Below are 20,342 nucleotides of genomic sequence, written 5' to 3' on the forward strand. Positions count from 1 at the left end.
GGCCTGTCGCCGAGGCGGAACGCGGGGGTCGTCGCTGCCGTCAGCGTTCCGACAGCTCCGAGGGTGCCTCCTGGACGACCCAACCGTTGCCGTCCGGGTCGGAGAAGGTCAGGAAGGAATTCCAGGTGTCACCCTTGCCGTCCTCCCAGCCCTTCTCGCCGAGGTGCCGCACCGGCGACACCTCGACGCCGCGCACCGTCAGCTCCTCGCGCGCGGCCTCGATGTCGGTGACGCAGAGCTGCAGGCCCTGGAGCGTGCCCGGCGTCATCTGGCGCGTACCGGGCGCCGGGGGCATCCCGTGCTCCAGCGCGATGGAACAGCGCGAGCCGGGCGGGGTCAGCGCGATGATGCGGATGCCGGGCGCGACCTCGCTGTCGAGGTCGACCGTGAAGCCGACCTTGTCCGCGTAGAACTCCTTCGCCCGGTCCATGTCGGTGACAGGGACCAGAACCACTTCGAGCGTCCAGTTCATGACGGGCCTCCTCGGAACGCGAATGACGCAGGGAAGGTCCACCGTGGCGTACGGGCCACCCGTGTGCGAGCCGAAACGCGGCATGCGGAAAATTTCCGAAAAGGTCCGATACTTTATGAAATGTGGACGAATACCTGGAAGGGTGGAGCGACTTCAATGTCGCCTTGATGGGAGCCGCGGGGGCGCTCGCCGGCCTCGTGATCGTGGCGGCAAGCGTCAACATCGCCGAGGTCGTCAAAACGCCGTCGCTCGCATCGCGACTTGCCGGCGGCATCGCAGGCCTCGTGCTGGCCCTCTCCGGTTCGGCAGTGGGGCTTGTCCCCCAGGTCTCGGCGGTGGCGTACGGTTCGTCGATGGCCGTACTCGCAGTTGGCGCAGGGTTTTTGCAGGTGCAGGCAACGAGACGGATCTACGAGAACTCCCACCCCGACAATCAGATGAAGTGGGGTAAGTCTGCCGTCGGCTTCTTGGCACCCTCTGCATACCTAGTCGGTGCCGCGCTCCTTGTCGCGGGGTCACCGCAGGGCGTCGTATGGTTCGCCGCCGGTGCCGTCATCGCCATCATCACGGCGCTCGTCATCTCCTGGATCGCGCTGGTCGAAGTCCTGCGCTGAGAAGACACACGCCTGCCGCACCCAACCCCCGGGCGGGAACTCGGCGTCGTCCGGGTGCTGGCCTGCGCCCTGGCGGCCGCCGGGTGGCGGTCAGGGCGACTGCTGACCGTCCTCGCGGGCGAGACGAAGGGCGAGTTCCTGCAGGATCGCGTCGGTACCGGGCTCCGCGCCGGTTTCGTCGTACGCGTAGGCGACTGCCGCGAAGGCGGCGATGAAACCGTTGACCAGAGCGCTCAGCGGCGCGGCGAGCTGGTCGAGCACGGCGCCGCCGACTTCCTCGGGGTCGGCTCCCGCCGGCACCAGGAAGTGACCGGGCGTCACTTCCGCGAGCAGGTCGGAGGCGAGGCCTTCGCCGACATCCGCGCGCAGGGCGGTGAGCGCGGCGATGGCTTTGAGTTTGATCTCGTTTTCGTGCACGGTTCGAGACTACGACGCGGGCAACGCCCCGTGACCGCTCGTGCCGTCCAGGCTTTGGCGGGCGCCCGGCGCCGTCGCACGGGGCCGGAGGCCGCGCGCGTGCGCCAGGCGGCAGAGGTCCCCATCAGCCCCGCGCCAGCCCGCCCCGCGCGATCACCTCCGCGTACCATCGCGCACTGTCCTTCACCGTCCGGCGCTGGGACGCGAAGTCCACGTGGACGATACCGAAGCGCTTGCTGTAGCCGTACGCCCACTCGAAGTTGTCCAGCAGGCTCCACAGGAAGTAGCCGCGTACGTCCACACCGTCCTCGATCGCCCGGTGTACGGCCGTCAGGTGCGCGTCGAGGTACGCCACCCGCTCCGGGTCGTGGACCTGCCCCTCCGGGTCCGCGTAGTCGTCGTACGCCGCCCCGTTCTCCGTCACCAGGAGCGGGAGGTGCGGGAGTTCGTCGCGCAGCCGGGTGAGCAACTCGTACAGCCCGTTCGCGTCCACCGGCCAGTCCATCGCCGTGCGCGGGCCCGCCGCCGGGGTGAACGCCACATGCTCCTCGGCTCCCGCCCAGGGGGAGGGGGAAGCGGAGGAGCCCGCCGAAACCACACTGGGGGAGTAGTAGTTGATGCCCAGCGAGTCGATCGGGGTGGACGTGACCTCCAGGTCGCCGTCCCGGACGAACGACCAGTCCGTCACCCCCGCCGTGTCGTCCACCAGGTCCTGCGGCAGCCGCCCGTGGAAGACCGGGTCCACGAAGATCCGGTTCGCCACGGCGTCGATCCGGCGCACCGCGTCCCGGTCCGCCGCGGTGTCCGTCAGCGGGCGCAGGGCGTGGAGGTTCAGGGTCAGGGAGATTTCGGCGGTGGACGGGAGGCGGTCGCGCAGGACGCGGGCCGCGCCGCCGTGGGCCAGGTTGAAATGGTGGGCGGCACGCAGCGCGGCGAGGTTGCTGGTGCGTCCGGGGGCATGAACCCCGTTCCCGTACCCGAGGAACGCCCCGCACCAGGGCTCGTTCAACGTCGTCCAAGTCGTCACCCGGTCGCCCAGCGCCCGGGCCACCAGGCCCGCGTAGTCCGCGAACCGGTGTGCGGTGTCCCGTTCCGGCCAGCCGCCGGCGTCCTCCAGCTCCTGCGGGAGGTCCCAGTGGTAGAGCGTGGCGACGGGCCTGATGCCGTTCGCCAGCAATTCGTCCACCAGGCGGCGGTAGAAGTCCAGGCCGCGCTCCACGGCCGGGCCCCGCCCCGTCGGCTGGACCCGGGGCCAGGAGACGGAGAAGCGGTAGTCCGTGACGCCGAGCTCCTTCATCAGCTTCACGTCGTCCGGCATCCGGTGCAGGTGGTCGGCGGCGATGTCACCGGTGTCACCGTTGCGGACCTTGCCGGGGGTGCGGCTGAAGGTGTCCCAGATGGAGGGCGTCCGGCCGTTCTCGGTGGCGGCTCCCTCGATCTGGTAGGCGGCGGTGGCCGTCCCCCAACGGAACCGGGTGGGGAAGCGGAGCCCCGTCCCGGTCTCGGGGCGGGTGCCCGTGGAGGTCGCCGGGCGGGCATCGACAGCGGTCATGGGACGGACACTCCAGGGAGTAGGGGGAGGGGGAGGGGGAGGGGGAGGGGGACGATCAGATGGGGCTGGTGGGGCCGAGCTTTCGCCGGTAGCCGCAGGCGGTGACCGGTAGCCGCCGGCCGTTGCCGGAAGGCAGGAACGCGTCAGCCCTTCACCGCTCCCTGCATGATGCCGCCGACGATCTGCCGGCCCAGCAGGCCGAAGACGAGCAGCACCGGCAGCGTGCCGAGCAGCGTGCCGGCCATGATGACCGACTGGTCGTTGACGTAGCCGCCGCCGAGCTGCCGCAGCGCGACCTGCACGGTCGGCTCCTGCGAGGACAGCGCGATGACCGGCCAGAAGAAGTCGTTCCACGCCGTCATGAACGTGAGCATCCCGAGCACCGCCATCCCCGGCCGCGCGATCGGGATCACGATCGACCAGAAGATGCGGGCCGTGGAGGCCCCGTCCATGCGGGCCGCCTCGATCAGCTCGTCCGGCAACGACTGGATCAGGTACTGGCGCATGAAGAACACCCCGAACGCCGACACCAGACCCGGCAGGATCACCGCCTGGAGCTGATTCACCCACTGGAGTTCGGCGATGAGCATGAACAGCGGGATCACGCCGAGCTGCGGCGGGATCATCATCGTCCCGATCGTCAGCGTCAGCAGGGCGCCCCGGCCCCGGAACTTCAGCTTGGCGAAGGCGAACCCGGCCAGCGTGCAGGAGAGCACCGTGCCCACGGTGATGGACCCGGAGACGATCAGCGAGTTCAGCAGCGCCTTGCCGATGTCGGCCTCTTCGAGGACCGCCTCGAAGTTCTTGATCAGGTTCGGGCCGGGCAGCAGGCTCGGCGGCACCTGCGCCAGGTCCGCGTTGGACCGGCTCGCCGCGACGATCGTCCAGTAGAAGGGGAACGCCGAGATCAGCAGCGCGAAACCGAGGATGAGGTAGGCGAGCCAGCCGCCCGTCATCGTCCTTCCGGCCCCGTCGCCCTTGCGGAACCAGGGCTGCTTGCCGGGCCGGTCCTGCGGAGGGCGGCGCTTGTCGGGCGCGGCCGGCGGTGGGGCGAGCGCGGTCATCGGCCGGCCTCCTTGCGTGCGCGGCGGCGCGCGATCAGGGCATTGACCCCGACGAGCACCACGATCAGGACGAACATCACCCAGGCGATGGCCGCGGCGCGTCCCAGGTGGAAGAAGCCCCAGCCCTGCTCGTACATGTACAGGCCGAGGGTCTGGTACTGGTGGGAGATGCCGCCGGAGATCGATCCCTCGAACAGCAGCGGCTCACCGAAGAGCTGGGTCGCGCCGATCGTCGAAATGATCACGGTGAAGACGATGGTCGGACGCAGTCCGGGAAGCGTCACGTGGATGAACTGCCGCCAGCGAGACGCGCCGTCGATCCCCGCGGCCTCGTACAGCTCGTGCGGGATCGACTGCATGCCCGCCAGGTAGATCAGCGCGTTGTAGCCGGTCCAGCGCCAGATCACGATCGACGAAACGGCGATCTGTGAGGCGACCGTGCCCGTCTGCCAGTCCACCGGGTCGACACCGACGAGCCCGATCACGTAGTTGATCAGCCCGAAGTCGCGGCCGAAGAGCTGCGCGAAGACGAGCGTGGCGGCGGCGACGGACGTCGCGTAGGGGAGCAGGACCGCGGTCCTGATGAACGTCCGCCCGCGCAGCTTGTAGTTGAGCAGGTGGGCCAGGCCCAGTGCCATCGCGAGCTGCGGCACGGTGGACAGCACGCCGATGGTGAACGTGTTGCGCAGCGAGATCCAGAAGTACTCGTCGGTGAAGAGCGCGGTGTAGTTGGCGATGCCCCGCCACTCCATCTCGCCGCTCGTCTGGAGCTCGACGCGGTAGAGGGAGACGAACGCCGTGTAGAGGAGCGGGAAGAGGCCGAAGGCGAGGAACAGGGTGAAGAAGGGGGCGATGTAGGCGTACGGAGAGGCCTTGCGCCAGGTACGCCGGAGAGCGGTTGCCGGACCGTCTTCCGGGCCGGTCCCGGGGCCGGATCGGGAGCGGGATCCGGAGCGGGATCCGATCCTGGCCGGGCGGGGGCCGGCCTTCGCGGTGGAGGTGGGGGACACGATGCGGCCCTTCGGTGGATCGGGGCAGGAGGGGTTGCGGGGGCGGGAGGGGCACGGGGTGCGGCCGGTCCGCCGAGGTGCGCGGGCGACCGGCCGCCGGGGAGGACGGCGGCCGGGGAGGACGGCGGCCGGGGAGGACGGCCGCCGGGGAGGACGGCGGCCAGTCGCCCCCGCGACCGGTGTCAGCCGATGACGTTCGCCACGCCCTTCTTCGCCGTCTCCCACGCCGTGTCCGACGAGACTCCCTTGCGCTCGACCTCGCTCAGCGCGTTCGTCAGCTGCTGCATCACGTTCTGGTCGTGCACGCCCAGCACCTGGACCGGGGACTCCTTGGCCGCGTCACCGAAGATCTGGCCGATCGGGGCGCCGGAGAAGTAGGGGTCCTTGGCGTCCGTGATCTTCGCGATCGCGCCCGTCGAGGAGGGGAAGTTACCCTGCTTCTGGAAGACCTTCGCCTGCTGCTCGGGCGCGGTGAGCCACTCGATCAGTTTGTACGCCTCCTCCTTGTGCTTGGCCGCACGCGGGATCGAGAGGTACGAGCCGCCCCAGTTGCCCGCGCCACCGGGCAGCTTGGCCACGTCCCACTTGCCCTGGCCGGCGTCGCCGGCCTGGCCCTTGACGTAGCCGAGCATCCAGGCCGGGCACGGGATGGTGGCGAACGAACCGGCGGCGAAGGCCTGGTTCCACTGCGGGGACCACTGGTCGAGCTTGGCGCTCAGGCCGGCCTCGGCCGCCTTCACGGAGGTGTCCCAGGCCGTCTTGACCGCCGGGTTCTTCTCGTAGATCAACTCGCCGGAGGCGTCGTAGTACCGCTCCTTCTCCTGGCCGATCATGACCCCGTAGAGGGATCCGATGCTGTCCAGCCAGGCGCTCTGGGCGGGTGCCTTCTTCTTGTACTCCTTGCCCAACTCCAGGTATCCGTCCCACGTGGACCACTTCTTCGCGAGCTCCGCGCGGTCGGTGGGGAGACCGGCCTGCTTGAAGAGGTCGGTGCGGTAGCACATGGCCTCGGGGCCCACGTCCGTGCCGAGGCCGAGGACCTTGCCGTCCTTCGTGGTTGCCGCAGACCACTTGGCCTCGGCGAACTGGCCCGCGAGCTGGTCGGCCCCGAACGCCTTCAGGTCCTGGAACTTGTCGGACTGCTGCTGGGTGACCGACGCGATCCGGCCCACCTCGACGCCCTGCACGTCCGCGAGACCGCCGCCGCCCGCGAGGCGGGTCTGGAGCGACTTCCAGTAGTCCGCCTCGTCCTGGGTGTCGCTCTGCTTGATCGTCACGTTGGGGTGGAGCTTCTGGTACTCCTCGTAGAGCCCGGCCTCCTTGAAGCCGAAGGACCCGAAGAGGTCGATCGAGAGGGTGACCTTTCCGCCCGCGCCGGCGGAGGCGTCCGGCGAGGCGCTGGATCCACAGGCGGCGAGGAGGGCCCCCGTGAGGACGACCGCGCCGAGGCGGGCTGTGGCTCTCTTGGCGGCTCGGGCGATGGGCATGGGAAGCCTCCCTTGACTTCGGGATGAACCGAGCGCGTTGAGAGCGCTCTCAGTACGTGCGTCTGGAGCGTCCCCCACCACCTGTCCCTCGTCAAGACTCGAACACATAACAGCTTGATGTGCGGCCCAACTGCGCGTTGTGCATGCTCCCTTGACACTGAGGTTTCAGGAGATTTACGTTCCTTGGCACTTGAGAGCGCTCTCGAACGCGCTCTTCCCCCCACGTGATCGAGGTGTGTTTCGTGCAAGCCTCCCTCTCCAGACCCGCAGTGGCGACGCTCCTGGCCATCGGCCTGGCCGCCGTCGGCCTGGGCCCCGCCGCCTCTCCGGCGGCCGCCGCCACCATCCCGGCAGGGTCCGGCAGTTACACCGACACCCGACCTGCGGGCACGTCAGGCCCCACCACGAACACCGGCGCCCCCGTCACCCCCAAACTCGCCGCCGCACGGGACAAGCCGGTCCCGACCAACGACTGGTGGACCTCGCTCGCCTACCAGCGCTACGGCGACAACCCGTACTCCACCCCCATGTACGGTCACCCCCTCACGTACCAGGCCAAGGCCTCCGGCCTGGAGGTCGGCTACCCGACCACGCCCGCGATCGTCGGTGACGGCCGGCAGTACGAGTACGCCCACAAGGCCGACCTCACCGTCGGCCTCACCGGCCTGAACTCTCCCGACACCAAGGCCGACGCCTGGTCCGACTGGACGGTCACCCCGTACTGGGCGGACGGCTCCCGAACCTTCCGGGCCACCATCGGCCACGGCATGCCGTTCGTGTACGCCAAGGGCTCCGGCGGCGACGCCCGCATCACGACCGCCTCCACGCCCACCGTCTTCGCGGACAACGGCAACGTCGTCGGCATCACGGTCGCCGGTCACCACTACGCCCTCTTCGCCCCGACCGGCGCCGACTGGAACGTCTCCGGCACCACCATCACCGCCGGACTCGCGGGCAAGGACTACTTCTCGCTCGCCGTCCTGCCCTCCACGGATGCGCTCGCGACCTACCGTAAGTACGCGTTCAGCTTCGTCACCGGCTCCCAGGTGGCCTGGCAGAGCGCCGGCGGCGACGTCCGGGCGACGTACACCCTGACCACGGAGGCCAAGGAGGGCACCGAGCGCGGCACGCTCCAGGCCCTCTACCGCCACCAGTGGCTGCACACCACCGACGCGCTGACCCCGTACACGTACGTCTCACCGCGCGGCACCATGAAGGTCCGCGATTCCGCCTCCTTCACCACCAGCCAGAAGAACAACGGCGTGGTCCCCGCGCTGCCCGCCGCCGGCGGCGTCGACCGGGCACGGCTGACCGGTTACCTCAACGAGGTCGCGGGCGCCTCCGACCCGTTCTCCGGGGCCTCCGACACCTACTGGACCGGAAAGGCGCTCGGCCGCCTCGCCCAACTGGTGCCCGTGGCCGACCAGATCGGCCAGACCGCGACCCGCGACAAGCTCCTCGGCCTGATGAAGGGCCGGCTCCAGGAGTGGTTCACGGCGGGCGGGGCAAGCGGGTTCAGCTACGACAAGGACTGGAAGACCCTCACCGGCTACCCGGCCTCGTACGGCAGCGACACCGAACTCAACGACCACCACTTCCACTACAGCTACTACGTCTACGCGGCGGCGATCATCGCCCAGTACGACCAGGCCTGGGCGGCGGACCCGGCCTGGGGCGCGATGGTGAAGCACCTGATCCGCGACACGGCCAACCCGAGCCGCACCGACGCGGCGTACCCCTTCCTACGCGGCTTCGACGTGTACGCGGGCCACAGCTGGGCCTCCGGCCACCAGGGCTTCGCGGCGGGCAACAACCAGGAGTCCTCGTCGGAGTCCGTCAACCTCAGCGCCGGCCTCGTGCTCTGGGGCGCGGCGACCGGCGACACCTCGCTCCGCGACCTCGGCAGCTACCTGCTGACGACGGAGTCCGAGGCGATCACCCAGTACTGGTTCGACGCGAGCGAGCAGGTCTTCCCCGCCTCGTACAAGTACGGCACGGTCGGCATGGTCTGGGGCAGCGGCGCCTCGTACTCCACCTGGTGGACCGCCAACCCGGAGGAGATCCACGGCATCAACGTCCTCCCCGTGACCGGAGGATCACTCCACCTTGCCCGCGAAAAGGCCGCCATTACCCGGAACATCGCCGAGATGGAGCGCGAGAACGGCGGCCCGGCCCAGGAGTGGCGCGACCTGCTCTGGGAGTTCGAGGCACTGACCGACCCGGCTTCGGCGAAGGCCAAGTGGGACGGTGTGAACGGCAATTACACCCCCGAGCAGGGCGAGTCCAAGGCGCACACCTACCACTGGATCAACACCCTCGACACACTCGGCGCACCGGACATGACGGTCAGCGCAGACCTGCCCACCTCCGCCGTCTTCACCAAGAACGGAACCCGCACCTACACCGCGCACAACCACGGCTCGGCCACCCGTACGGTGACCTTCTCGGACGGCAAAACCCTTTCCGTACCGGCCCGTTCGACGGCCACGAGCACCGGACCCGGCGGCGGAGGCCCGGATCCGGAGGAGCCGGGCCCGTCCACCGGCAACACCTTCCGCCTCAAGACCGGAGGCGTCCTCACCACCGCCACCACCGACCCGGCCGGCGTGGACACCGTGGCCTCGGCCGACGGCGTGAACCGGGACGGCACCCCGTACCGGCCGACCGTCTACGAGGCGAAGCAGGTCAACGGCAAGGTCGCCGCCGGGGCCGCCACCGCGTTCCGCCTCCGGGTGGACGCGGGCACCAAGGTGGCGCTGGCGCCGCAGGTCCGGGTCAGCTACGACCTGACCGGTGACGGCACCTTCGACCGCAGCGAAACCTTCCGCTATTTCGCGACCGACCCGGTCGCGGGCTGGGAGGAGTACACGCAGGCGGTCGGCGTGCAGGCCGTCACCGGCAGTCTGGGCGAACTCAAGAACGGCACCGTCCGCCTGGAGATCTGGAACGCGCTGGGCAACGGCACGTCACAGGTGCAGACGGGCACGGACGCGGCGGTGCTGAAGATCCCGTACGCGTAGTCCCCTGCGTGGACGAACCAGACGTACGGGCGCGATCGGTGCGGCGGGTCTTCGGCTCCTCGGGGCGCAGACCCGCCGTACGCGTGCGTCGGGGTTCAGGCCGAGGCCCGCCGGACCAGCATGGTCGGGGTGATCACCGAGTCCGGTGCCGCGCGGTTCCCCGTACGGTCGAGGATGCGCAGCAGCAGCCGGGCCATCAGCCGCCCCTGGCCCTCGATGTCCTGGTTGACGGTGGTCAGCGGCGGGTCGGTCTCCTTGGCCACCGGATCCATGTCGTCGAACCCGACGACCGCCACCTGCTCCGGCACCGCGATCCCGCGCTCCCGCAGGACCCGTAGCGCCCCCGACGCCATCAGGTCGTTCGCGACGAACACCGCGTCCAGGTCGGGCCGCCGTTCCAGCAGCTCCGCCATAGCCCGCGCCCCGCTCTCCACGGTGAAGGCGCCCTCGGCGACGAGGGTCGGATCCAGGTCCAGGAGCACGTCCCGGTAGCCGTCGAGGCGGTCCATCGCCGAGGTCTGGTCGGGCGGCCCGCCGATGTGCGCGATCCGTTCCCGCCCGAGGTCACGCAGGTGCTGCACGGCGACCCGGGCCCCGCCCCGGTTGTCGGCGTCGACGTACGGAACGGCCCGTTCGCCGGGGTCGGCGGTCCAGCCCGGCCGGCCCCCGAACACGGTCGGAATCCCCGCTCGCCGGGTGATCGCGGGCAGCGGGTCGTCCGTGTGCAACGAGAAGGCGAGCGCGCCGTCCACGTGCCCGCCGGACAGGTACCGGGTGATCCGGTCGAAGTCCCCCGGCCCCTCCACCAGCAGCAGGACGAGCTGGGTGTCGTGGGCGGTCAGCTCCTTGCTGATGCCCCGGATCTGCTGGGAGAAGAAGGGGTCCGAGAAGATCCGCACCTCCGGCTCCGCGATGACGACGGCCACCGCGCCCGTTCGCCGGGTCACCAGCGTCCGGGCCGCGTGGTTGGGGACGTAGCCGAGCTCGTCGACCGCCCGGAGCACCTTGTCGACCAGCGGTTTGCGGACCCCGTCGCCCCCGTTGACGACCCGCGAGGCGGTGGCCCGGGAGACCCCCGCACGCGCCGCGACGGCTTCCAGAGTGGGACGGGACCCGGGGGACTGCTCGGGCAAGGCGGATGCTCCTCGTCGACGCGGGCGCGACACGCAGGGTGGTGCGGACCTCTGCCGTCGCCGGATCGTCTACAGCCTAGCGCCGGGACGGGCCGACGGCTGAGAGCGCTTCCAATTGGCCATCGTCCAGCTCACCGCGGGCTGCGAGCAGGCCGCTCAACCGGCGTAGGGCTGCCACATCTTGACGGTCGTCGCCGGATTGCTCGCGGAATTGGATTTGTGCGTCACCAGGCACCGGTACTGCCTGCCGAAATGAACGACGCGGTCGTTCTCCGCGTACTGTCGGTTGACTTTCCACTCCGAGAATCCTGCTGCCATGTGACGCCGCCTTTCATCGAGCCGGCTCACTGCCGGCGTGCATGAAGCATCGCACCCTCCTGAGCAGGGAAGACACCCGATCTTGTCGGCCGGTGGATTCCGGATGCGGCAGACCCGTAGCGCGGGCCCGTAGCGCAGGCCCGCAGGTCTGGACCAAGCTCAGGGCATGGATCTGGAGTTGAGGCACCTCAAGATCGTCAGAGCCGTCGCCGACGCCGGCAGCCTGACCCGCGCGGCCACCGTGCTGGGGATTGCGCAGCCCGCTCTGAGCACCCAGCTCAAGCGGATCGAGCGGGCGCTGGACGGGCCGCTCTTCGTCCGGGGGCGGGACGGCGTACGAGCCACCGCGCTCGGGGAGCTGGTGCTGGAACGGGCCCGCGTGGTGCTGCCGGCCGTGTGCGAGCTTCAGGAAGAGGCGGTGCGCTTCGCCCGGCAGGGCACGGTCGGCTACCGGCTCGGGGGAACGCACGGGCCGCTGCTGGGCGGGCTCGTGGACCGGATCATCCGGCAGGAGCCCGGTGTACCGGTGACCACGTACACCTCGTGGTCGGAACGGGAGGTCGCCGGGGGCGTGGCCGCCGGCAGGCTGGACTTCGCCCTGGTCGGGGTGTGCGGGGAGAGCGCCCCGCCGGAGCCGGGGCGGCTCGCGTGGATGGAGGTGGCACGGGACCCGGTGCACGTGATGCTGGCCGAGGACCACCCGCTGGCGCGGCGGCCGCGGATCGAGCTCGCGGAGCTGGCCGCCGAGGCCTGGGCCGACGTACCCGGCGACGGGTGCTTCGGGGACTGCTTCGCGGCGGCGTGCGTGCGCGCCGGGTTCACCCCGGCGTGCGTGTACGAGACGGACACGGCTTCGTGTGTGCACCTCGTACAGGTCGGGCGGGCCGTGGGCCTGTGCCGGGCGACGTTCCCCGTGACCCCCGGGCTCGTGACCCGGCCGCTCGCCGGGAGCCCGCTGGTGTGGAGGCACCTGCTCGGCTGGCATCCGGCGGCGCGGGCCGCCGCCCGGGCGGCAGCGGTGCTGAAGCACGCCCGGGACGCCCACACGGAGGCGCTGGCCCGATCTTCCGCAGCCGCAGTCGCGGCGGCACTGGCGGAACGGGCGTAGGCCGGACGGGGCCGGGCGCGGAGGCGCAAGGCGCGGAGCCCTCATCCTGCGGGACGGCCCCGATGAAGGCCCCCCGGCTGCCCGCCGGCCGCGCGGCGGAGGCCTCCGCCGCGCGGCCATAACACCAGGGGAGGGGCCAACAGGCATCTCCCGCAGGAGCGTTGGGATTCCTACGGTGTCGCTGACCCCCACTGAACCGAGGAGATCCCCCATGCTCAAGCGACACGCCCGCGCGGCGTGTACCGCCCTGGCGGCCGCCGGGCTACTGCTGGCCGCCACCGGAGCCGTTGCCACCGCCGCCCCCGCGGACTCCACCGACACCGCGCGCCCGCAGAAGTCGGCCTCCGCCACCCTGCGCACCGCCGACGCTCCTCCCGAGCTGCTCACCGCCATGCAGCGCGACCTCGGCCTGACCCCCACACAGGCCAAGGCCCGCCTGGCCCACGAGGCCGAGGCGGGGGCCACCGCCGCCCGGCTGCAGGCCCGGCTCGGCGCGGCCTTCGCCGGAGCCTGGCTGGACGGCGCCGACGCCGGGACCCTGACCGTGGCCACCACCCGGGCCGCCGACACCGCTGCGATACGCGCCACCGGGGCCCGGGCGAAGCTGGTCAGCCGCTCCCTGGCCGACCTGGACACCGCGAAGGCCGCGCTGGACCGGGCCGCCACCGCCGGCACCCCGGTCCGCTACGTCGACCCGCGCGGCAACACCCTGGTCGTCGAGGAGACCCGGCCCGGAGCCGCGGCCGGCCTGCTGGCGGCCACCGGGACCGACCCGGCACTGGTCACGGTGGTCCGTAGCGCCGAGGCCCCGCGCCCGCTGTACGACCTGCGCGGCGGGGACGCGTACTACATGAACGGCAGCGGCCGCTGCTCGGTGGGATTCCCGATCACCAAGGGCACGGTGAACGGCTTCGCCACCGCCGGGCACTGCGGGCGGGCCGGGACCACCACCAGCGGCTTCAACCAGGTCGCCCAGGGGTCCTTCCAGGCCTCCGTCTTCCCCGGCAACGACATGGCCTGGGTGGCGGCGAACGCAAACTGGTCCTCCACCCCCTACGTCAAGGGCAGCGGCGGGACGAACGTGCAGGTCACCGGCTCGGTGCTGCAACCCGTCGGGGCCTCGGTGTGCCGCTCCGGATCGACCACCGGCTGGCACTGCGGGACCATCCAGCAGCACAACACCAGCGTCACCTACCCAGAGGGCACCATTTCCGGCGTCACCCGTACGACGGTCTGCGCCGAGCCCGGTGACTCCGGCGGCTCCTACATCTCCGGGAGCCAGGCCCAGGGCGTGACCTCGGGCGGCTCCGGCAACTGCTCCAGCGGCGGGACCACCTTCTTCCAGCCGCTGAACCCGATCCTGTCCTCCTACGGCCTGACCCTCAAGGTCACCGGAAACGACCCGGGCCCGGGCCCCGGCCCGGGTGACCCCGAGCCCGGCGGCACCTGGAAGGCCGGCTCCGTCTACGCGGCCGGCGCCACCGTCACCTACGGCGGCGCGAGCTACCGCTGCATCCAGGGCCACCAGGCCCAGACGGGCTGGGAGCCGCCGGTGGTCCCGGCGCTCTGGCAGCGGCTGTAGGCCGCTCGGCAGGACAGGAGGCGCCGTGGCTGCCAAGGGGGGAGCCACGGAGGCGTTGACCGGACTACGGGCCGACGCGCCGCCGATGTGCACATCACCTGCCTGGTCTAACCGTTACTCGTTGTGCATCCGCATGACGAAGGAGCGCGACGGAGTTGGACGCAGCATCTCGTGACATCCAGTTGATTCGCCTGCCGCGCTGGGGGCGGGTAGCCAAAGGTGCAAGGGCGGTGCCCTGGTTGGTCTTCGATGAGGAGGGCAGAGCGGTGGAGCCGATCAGAAGGTTCCTGGTCGACTTCGTCGCTCGGGACAACCGGCCGGGCAGCGTCCGCAGCTACGCCTTCGACCTTCTGCGCTGGTGGCGCTGGCTTCGGGTGGTCCAGGTCGAGTGGGACCGGGCCACGTCGGCTGAGGTCCGTGACCTCGTCCTGTGGCTGCGGGTCGCGACCAAGCCGCGGACGTCGGCACGGACGCACTCGGCGGCGACCGCCGGGACGACGAACACGATCACGATGAAGCCGTACCTGGACGACTCCTACAAACCGCGCACTATCCGGCACAGCAACGCCGTGCTCCGCAGCTTCTACGAGTTCTGGATCGAATCGGGCAGCGGCCCGCTAGTCAACCCGGTTCCGCTCGCCCGCAGCGTGAAGCGGCGACCGCACGCCCATCACAACCCGCTCGATGCCTACGGCGGCGAGGGACGGCTGCGCTACAACCCCAAGGTCCCGCGGCGCCGGCCCCGGCAGATGCCGGACGAACGGTGGAACGAGCTGTTCACGGCCCTGCGGTCCAACCGGGACCGGGCGATCCTCGCCCTCGGAATCAGCAACGCCGCCCGAGCCTCCGAACTGCTCGGAGTACGCGGCGTCGACGTCGACTGGGGAGACCAGCTGGTACGCGTCGAACGCAAGGGATCCCAAGCCGAGCAGTGGCTGCCCTCCAGCCCGGAGGCGTTCATCTGGCTGCGGCTCTACCAGAGCGAGGGACCACCGCTGGACCCGCAGGCGCCCTTGTGGTGGACACTACGCCGCCGTGATCACGGCGAAGGACTCGCCTACCAGCCCATGAACTACGAGGCCCTACGGGCAGTCTTCCGTCGGACCAACGCCCTGTTGGGCACTAACTGGTCGATGCACGATCTGCGCCATACCGCCGCGCTACGAATGTCCCGAGACAAGCAGCTCTCGCTGCGGGATGTGCAGACCATCCTTGGTCACGCCAACCTGAGCACTACCGCCGACGTGTACCTGGTGGAGGAGGAAGCGCAGGTCATCGCCCGAGTCCAGGAGTATCTGGCCGATCGCGAGGAACGAGCGAAACACCCCACACCGGCCGCCGCCGCGACCGGTTACGAGGCGAGCGACCTGGCCGTGCTGTTCGGAGGTGGCCAGTCGTGACTCGACAGGGAAGCCGCCGCGCCAACTCCGTCCGCCGGGCCGGAACCGGCCCCACGCCGCCGAAGCCGCTGTTCGTGGAGCACGACCTCAAAGCAGACAAGGACCGAATCGGTCCGCACGACCACCTGAGCCGCGACGAGGCGTCCTGGCACTGCTGCCGTCCTCGCCTCTCTGGCCGCAGAGAACCTACAGCCGCGGCATGTGGCCCGGAACGATCAGGCTCGTTGGGGCCAGCAAGATCCTCGACTGGCTGATGACCTTCCCCGGAGACGGGTGGCAGGGCCGGTGGCTGGCGGCCGGGGCCTTCCGGGGCAAGGAACCGATCCTTGCCCTGAATGAGGGCGACGCGCGCTGCGCGGAGTCCAAGCGCAACGAGCTCATGATGGGGCTCAACAGCCTGCTCGTCAGCCGGGTGGTCCTCCCGCGCTACGTCTTCCTGCGCGGCTACAAGGCGATGCGGCTGTTCAAGGACGTCCAGGAGATGTTCCCTGCCGGGCAGCTGGAGCGGATGCGTGAGTCCGGGGCAGAGGTCGGCATGACACCCCGGCACATCGACGAGGGCCTGCGGGTCATCTCCTCAATGATCTTGCACACGGGCCGGGACCTCGACCAGCTGACCGCTGAGGACGTCTTTTACCTGCGGGCCGTCGGGCGACGGGAGACCGGCGAGGCATATGTGGGCACCCACAGCGCGTGGGACCTGCTGCGAGGAGCGGGGGTCATCAAGTCGAAGGACACCCTCAAGGACGCGCTCCGGCACGGCCAGCGGCCCACGGCCGAGCTGGTCGACGCCTACAACATCCAGTCCACGCAGGTCCGCAACCTGATCGTCCGCTACCTTGATGAGCGCCGCCCTGGAATCGACTACGGCACCTTCCGTGGACTGGTACGCGAACTCGCCGGCGTGTTCTGGGCGGACATCGAGGCACACCACCCCGGAATCGACACCCTCCCGCTGCCCGACGAGGTCGTTGACGGTTGGAAGGAACGACTGGTCACCTATGTCCACAAGAGTGGAGAGGTCAAAGAACGCCGGTCCCGCATCGACGTCATGATGCGCGTGCGCGGCTTCTACCTCGACGTCCAGGAGTGGGCGCACGAGGATCCGTTCTGGGCTCAGTGGGCAGTGCCGAGCCCGATCACCCGGGGCGACGGCGCCGGGAATCACAAGATCTACAAGCAGGCCACGGCACGGATGCACCAGCGGGTCCGCGAGCGGCTACCGCACCTTCCCGTGCTGCTGGAGACAGCGGAGCGCGTGCACCGCGAGGCCTGCGCGCTGCTGGAGGCAGCCCGCGTCGCTCCTTTCGACGCAGTCTTCGAGCACGATGGGACGCGATACCTGCGGGTCCTTCCCAAGGTGAATCAAGTGCCCAGCCGACTCGATCACGGTTCGCGGCACATCTTCATCAAGGAAGTCGGCAGCACCGGGCGCCGGATCAACCAGAGCCTTGTGGAGGGCGACGCCTTCTGGGCCTGGGCGATCATCGAAACGCTGCGGCACACCGGCGTCCGGGCCGAGGAACTGACGGAGCTCACTCACCTCGCCCTGGTTTCCTACAAGCTTCCGGACACCGGCGAAGTCGTCCCGCTGCTCCAGATCGTTCCCTCCAAGAGCAACGAGGAACGGTTGCTGCTGGTCAGCCCCGAACTCGCCAGCGTTCTGGCCACGATCATCAAGCGCCTGCGCGACGCCAACGGCGGAAAGGTCCCACTGATCTCCCGTTACGACTCGCACGAGCGCGTCACAGGCCCCCAGCTGCCTCATCTATTCCAGCGGCGGCCCTACTGGCAACCGCAGGTCATGAGCGAGGCCGGCATCAAGCGTGCGCTCGACCGGACCCTGGAGGCCACCGGGCTGCGCGACCAGGTCGGGGAGCCACTGCGCTACACCCCGCACGACTTCCGAAGGATGTTCGCGACCGAAGCAGTCACCGGCGGCCTGCCCGTCCACATTGGACTACGCGTCGCGCCATGCGTCGGTGGCACAGCCAACCTCGAAGTGCCACCACCCGGCCTCCTGGCCGCGCACGAGCAACGCCTTGATCCCACCAAGGTCTGCATCGGCCGGCACGGTGAAGGCGACCAACGGGAAATCCTCGCTGAAGACCTCACCGCCCAGGCCGAACGGCGACAGCCGCTCGTGCACAGCCCGAGCGCTTCGCCCCAGCGGACCGGAGGGAACGGGCAGGACTCGGATGGTGCAGTTGCCCGACGCCTCCACCCGCTCCTTCGACCAGTGGAGACCGTCGGCATCCGTCACGAACCGCACGATCTCGCCTTCGGCCACCCCGTTCTGCAGGAAGGGGATGTTCTCCACCCGGGCGGTATCGGCGCTCAGCCGCGTTGCCCACAGCCCCTCAGTGTCATGGGGAAGCCAGCCTTCACGCGGCACAAACCGGAACCACACCTTGATCCGATTGCTCGCAGCAGCGACGGGCTCGGATGGAGTCACAGAGGTCACGGTCCAGATGATCGCGCACTCGCCTTCACGCATCGAACGCAGGTCCGCCTGTCCTTAGTCCGGAAAAGCGCCTCCGTAGGCTGCGGCCGCGTCCGGGACGGATCAGGGGGCAGCGGGACCGCTCTTCACGGTCGTCCAGCTACCGCCCTTCACCGCGTACACCGTCAGTCGGCGGTTGACCGTGTCGCCGTACTCGTCGAAGGCCACGCGCCCGGTGACTCCGTCGAACGCCAGCCCCGACACGGCCTGCGGCATCTTCGCCCGGGCGTCCGCGGGGAGGGCCCCGCCATGGGCCTCCACCAGGGCCTTCACCGCCTCGATGACGGCCCAGGCCGCGTCGTACGCGTAGGGGCCGTACGAACCGGCCGCCTCCGGGTACCCCGCCTCCTGGTACTGCTTGAGGAAGTCCCGTCCCTTTGCCAGGTCCTCGGCAGGAACACCGATGCCCGTGGCGAGGTCGCCCTCGGCCTTCGTGTTCGTAGCGAGGAACTGCTGGTCGAAGATGCCGTCGCCGCCCATCAGGGGGACGGTCACGCCCGCCTGCTTGAGCTGCGCGGAGAGCGGCCCGGCGGCGTCGTAGTAGCCGCCGAAGTACACGGCATCGGCGCCGGAGGCCCGGATCTGGGGGGCCAGGTAGGAGAAGTCGTCCTGCGCGGGATCGATGAGGTCCGTACCGACGACGGTTCCGCCGAGCTTCGTGAACGCCGTACTGAACCCGGACGTGAGGCTGCTGCTGTAGGCGCTGCCGTCGTCGATGAGGTAGAGCTTCCTCTTCCCGGCCTCGCCGTGGAGGTACCGGGCGGCGAACGGCCCCTGGTCGACGTCCGTGCCGACGGTCCGGAAGTAGGTCTTGTACGGGCGGGACCTGGAGCCCTTGGCCCAGTGGGCGCCCAGTGTCAGCACGGGGTCGGTGTTGGCCGGTGACACGTTGACGAGGTTCGCCCGTCCGAGCGGTTCCGCCATGGTCTTGGCGACCCCGGAGGTGAGGGGCCCGACCATGGCGAGCACTTTCGCGTCGTCGATGAACTGCGTGGCGTTCGGCCCGCCCTTGGCGGGACTGCCCTCGTCGTCCAGAGCCTTGATCTCGAAGTTCACGCCGGGTACGTGCCCGGTGCGGTTGGAGGTCCTGGCCGCCAGGTCGGCGGAGTTCTTCATGCCGACCCCCATGGCCGACAGGTCGCCGCTGAGCGGTGCGTCCACCCCGATGACCACCGTGACGGTGGAGGCCGAGGAGCCGCCTCCGGTCGTTCCGCCGCCGGGCGAGTTGTCACGGGTCAACTGCCACGTCAGAACGGAGCCGGCTGCGAGCGTGACCATGGCGATCCCCACAACGGCGGAGCGCCGCGTGAGGGCGCGCCGTCGGGTGGACGCACCCTCGTCGCGCCCCCGCTGGTCCGACCAGCCGAGCGAGATCAGATCTTCGGCCGGGGGCACGGCCACGGGCGGAGTGCTCGGCCGCTCCGGTACGGGCCGGCGGAGGGCATCGGGCGTATGCGCCGGTTCCTCGGCCGTGGGCGTCGGCAGGGGAGACGGGGGCGGCAGCTCCGCTTCCCGCTCGGCCGGGGTCGGAGCGTGCTCCGTCGCCGCCTCCGGGAGGGTCGCGGGTACGGACTCGCGAGGGACGGACTCCGCGGTCGTTTCCGCCCGGGACCGGGAGGAGCGCAGCGCCGATGCCAGCAGCTCGGCGGCCTCGGCGGCGCCGATACGTCGCGCCGGATCCTTTGTCAGGAGCGCGTCCAGTACAGGGGCCAGCAGGCCGGCGTGGGTCGGCGGCCGGTGCGGGCGGGTGAAGACGGCCACGGCAAGGGCGTGGAGCCCGTCGGCCTCGAACGGCGGGCGTCCCTCGATGGCGTGGTAGAGGGTGGCGCCGAGCGCCCACAAGTCGTTCGCGGGGGTCGGCCGCTTGCCCTCCAGCTGCTCCGGGGGCATGTAGTGCGGGGTGCCGATGACGGTCCCGCTCCGGCTGAGCTTGGTCGTGGCGTCCGCCAGGTGGGCGATGCCGAAGTCGGTGAGTACGACGCGGTCCTTGGCCAGGAGCACATTGTCCGGCTTGATGTCACGGTGGATGATCCGCGCGCCATGAGCTTCGGCGAGCGCGCCGAGTAGGGCGGCCCCTATTTCCGCCACCCGCTGCACGGGCAGCCGGCCCTGCTCGCGGATGGCCGCGGCGAGGGACTGCCCCCGGATGAACTCCATGACGATGACGGGGGCACCGTGGTGCTCGACCACGTCGTGGATGGTGATGATCCCGGGATGGCTGAGAGTGACCGCCGCGCGGGCCTCGCCGGTGAAACGCCTGAGCAGCGTCGCGCGGTCGCCGTCGTCCAGCCCCGCCGGGAAGAGGATCTCCTTGATGGCGACCTCGCGTCCGAAAAGCTGCTGGTCGACGCCGCGCCAGACCCGGCCCATGCCGCCCTGGCCGATGGCCTCGACGAGCTGGTAGCGGCCGGCGATGAGTTCGGACTTCTGCTCGGTCACGCGCACACTCTAGGACCTGTAGGACCGGTCGGGTGACGGAACCATGGCCGGATCCCGGGCCCCGTCCGGGTGGGCACGTTGAGGCAGCCGGGGCGGAACGCGCGGTACGGGCCCCCCGTGGCCGGGCCAGGGCGTGAATGCCGGGGCGTGAATGGCGCGCGCCCAGGGGCCACGGACGCCCAGAGGTGCTACAACTGGGTGCGTGACCCTTCCTTGCCACTCG

Annotated in this window: 17 protein-coding genes; 5 read left to right on the forward strand and 12 right to left on the reverse strand. The window is 70.2% G+C overall.

All coding sequences use genetic code 11. From position 1 onward, the window contains the following. Window positions 1-40 precede the first annotated feature (40 nt). Complete coding sequence (locus AC3IYI_RS38515; RefSeq protein ID WP_489408075.1) at window positions 41-472, reverse strand: VOC family protein; 432 nt, start codon at window positions 470-472, stop codon at window positions 41-43. A gap of 122 nt (window positions 473-594) precedes the next feature. On the opposite strand from AC3IYI_RS38515, the gene AC3IYI_RS38520 reads away from it, so the two are divergent. Then, complete coding sequence (locus AC3IYI_RS38520; protein WP_489408076.1) at window positions 595-1,086, forward strand: hypothetical protein; 492 nt, start codon at window positions 595-597, stop codon at window positions 1,084-1,086. A 90-nt stretch (window positions 1,087-1,176) separates the two neighbouring features. On the opposite strand, the gene AC3IYI_RS38525 is transcribed toward AC3IYI_RS38520, so the two are convergent. The 5 genes from AC3IYI_RS38525 to AC3IYI_RS38545 all read right to left on the reverse strand — a co-directional run bounded on the left by AC3IYI_RS38525 (window position 1,177) and on the right by AC3IYI_RS38545 (window position 6,616). After that, window positions 1,177-1,503 carry a hypothetical protein gene (locus AC3IYI_RS38525; RefSeq protein ID WP_489408077.1) on the reverse strand — a complete coding sequence of 109 codons (327 nt, stop codon included), beginning with the start codon at window positions 1,501-1,503 and terminating at the stop codon, window positions 1,177-1,179. Between the two features lie 124 nt (window positions 1,504-1,627). Further along, window positions 1,628-3,055, reverse strand: a complete 1,428-nt coding sequence (locus AC3IYI_RS38530; protein WP_489408078.1) for a GH1 family beta-glucosidase — start codon at window positions 3,053-3,055, stop codon at window positions 1,628-1,630. A gap of 143 nt (window positions 3,056-3,198) precedes the next feature. Continuing rightward, entirely contained in the window at window positions 3,199-4,119 is a 921-nt protein-coding gene (locus AC3IYI_RS38535) for a carbohydrate ABC transporter permease (protein ID WP_489408079.1), read from the reverse strand. Continuing rightward, window positions 4,116-5,129 (reverse strand): carbohydrate ABC transporter permease, encoded by a 1,014-nt coding sequence (locus AC3IYI_RS38540; protein WP_489408080.1) that lies wholly within the window; start codon window positions 5,127-5,129, stop codon window positions 4,116-4,118. Before AC3IYI_RS38540 ends, AC3IYI_RS38535 begins: the two co-directional genes overlap by 4 nt. Before the next feature lie 182 nt (window positions 5,130-5,311). Beyond that, the gene (locus tag AC3IYI_RS38545) at window positions 5,312-6,616 is read right to left on the reverse strand and encodes an ABC transporter substrate-binding protein (protein WP_489408081.1); all 1,305 of its coding nucleotides are present in this window, start codon (window positions 6,614-6,616) and stop codon (window positions 5,312-5,314) included. A gap of 224 nt (window positions 6,617-6,840) precedes the next feature. Between AC3IYI_RS38545 and AC3IYI_RS38550 the strand changes: the two genes are divergently transcribed. After that, window positions 6,841-9,636: a glycosyl hydrolase gene (locus tag AC3IYI_RS38550; RefSeq protein ID WP_489408082.1), complete on the forward strand. Its 2,796-nt coding sequence runs from the start codon at window positions 6,841-6,843 to the stop codon at window positions 9,634-9,636. A 95-nt stretch (window positions 9,637-9,731) separates the two neighbouring features. On the opposite strand, the gene AC3IYI_RS38555 is transcribed toward AC3IYI_RS38550, so the two are convergent. Both AC3IYI_RS38555 and AC3IYI_RS38560 read right to left on the reverse strand, forming a co-directional pair. Beyond that, complete coding sequence (locus AC3IYI_RS38555; RefSeq protein WP_489408083.1) at window positions 9,732-10,769, reverse strand: LacI family DNA-binding transcriptional regulator; 1,038 nt, start codon at window positions 10,767-10,769, stop codon at window positions 9,732-9,734. A 156-nt stretch (window positions 10,770-10,925) separates the two neighbouring features. Beyond that, on the reverse strand, window positions 10,926-11,087 hold the full coding sequence (locus AC3IYI_RS38560) for a carbohydrate-binding protein (RefSeq protein ID WP_243337014.1): 162 nt from the start codon (window positions 11,085-11,087) through the stop codon (window positions 10,926-10,928). Window positions 11,088-11,253: 166 nt separating this feature from the next. Here AC3IYI_RS38560 and AC3IYI_RS38565 point away from each other — a divergent pair, with 166 nt between their 5' ends. From AC3IYI_RS38565 to AC3IYI_RS38575, 3 genes are all read left to right on the forward strand, one after another. Beyond that, window positions 11,254-12,195, forward strand: a complete 942-nt coding sequence (locus AC3IYI_RS38565) for a LysR family transcriptional regulator (protein WP_489408084.1) — start codon at window positions 11,254-11,256, stop codon at window positions 12,193-12,195. 211 nt (window positions 12,196-12,406) lie between these two features. After that, a complete protein-coding gene (locus AC3IYI_RS38570; protein WP_489408085.1) occupies window positions 12,407-13,777 on the forward strand; it encodes a carbohydrate-binding protein in 1,371 nt (456 codons plus the stop codon). 266 nt (window positions 13,778-14,043) lie between these two features. Then, window positions 14,044-15,177 (forward strand): tyrosine-type recombinase/integrase, encoded by a 1,134-nt coding sequence (locus AC3IYI_RS38575; protein ID WP_489408086.1) that lies wholly within the window; start codon window positions 14,044-14,046, stop codon window positions 15,175-15,177. 577 nt (window positions 15,178-15,754) lie between these two features. Here AC3IYI_RS38575 and AC3IYI_RS38580 read toward each other — a convergent pair. From AC3IYI_RS38580 to AC3IYI_RS38595, 4 genes are all read right to left on the reverse strand, one after another. Further along, window positions 15,755-16,276: a hypothetical protein gene (locus AC3IYI_RS38580; protein ID WP_489408087.1), complete on the reverse strand. Its 522-nt coding sequence runs from the start codon at window positions 16,274-16,276 to the stop codon at window positions 15,755-15,757. A gap of 120 nt (window positions 16,277-16,396) precedes the next feature. Next, on the reverse strand, window positions 16,397-16,945 hold the full coding sequence (locus tag AC3IYI_RS38585) for a hypothetical protein (protein ID WP_489408088.1): 549 nt from the start codon (window positions 16,943-16,945) through the stop codon (window positions 16,397-16,399). 192 nt (window positions 16,946-17,137) lie between these two features. Next, entirely contained in the window at window positions 17,138-17,641 is a 504-nt protein-coding gene (locus AC3IYI_RS38590) for a DUF4265 domain-containing protein (protein WP_489408089.1), read from the reverse strand. Between the two features lie 102 nt (window positions 17,642-17,743). Further along, window positions 17,744-20,119, reverse strand: a complete 2,376-nt coding sequence (locus AC3IYI_RS38595) for a bifunctional serine/threonine-protein kinase/ABC transporter substrate-binding protein (RefSeq protein WP_489408090.1) — start codon at window positions 20,117-20,119, stop codon at window positions 17,744-17,746. Window positions 20,120-20,342 lie beyond the last annotated feature (223 nt).

Source organism: Streptomyces sp. GL_148 (assembly GCF_057834205.1).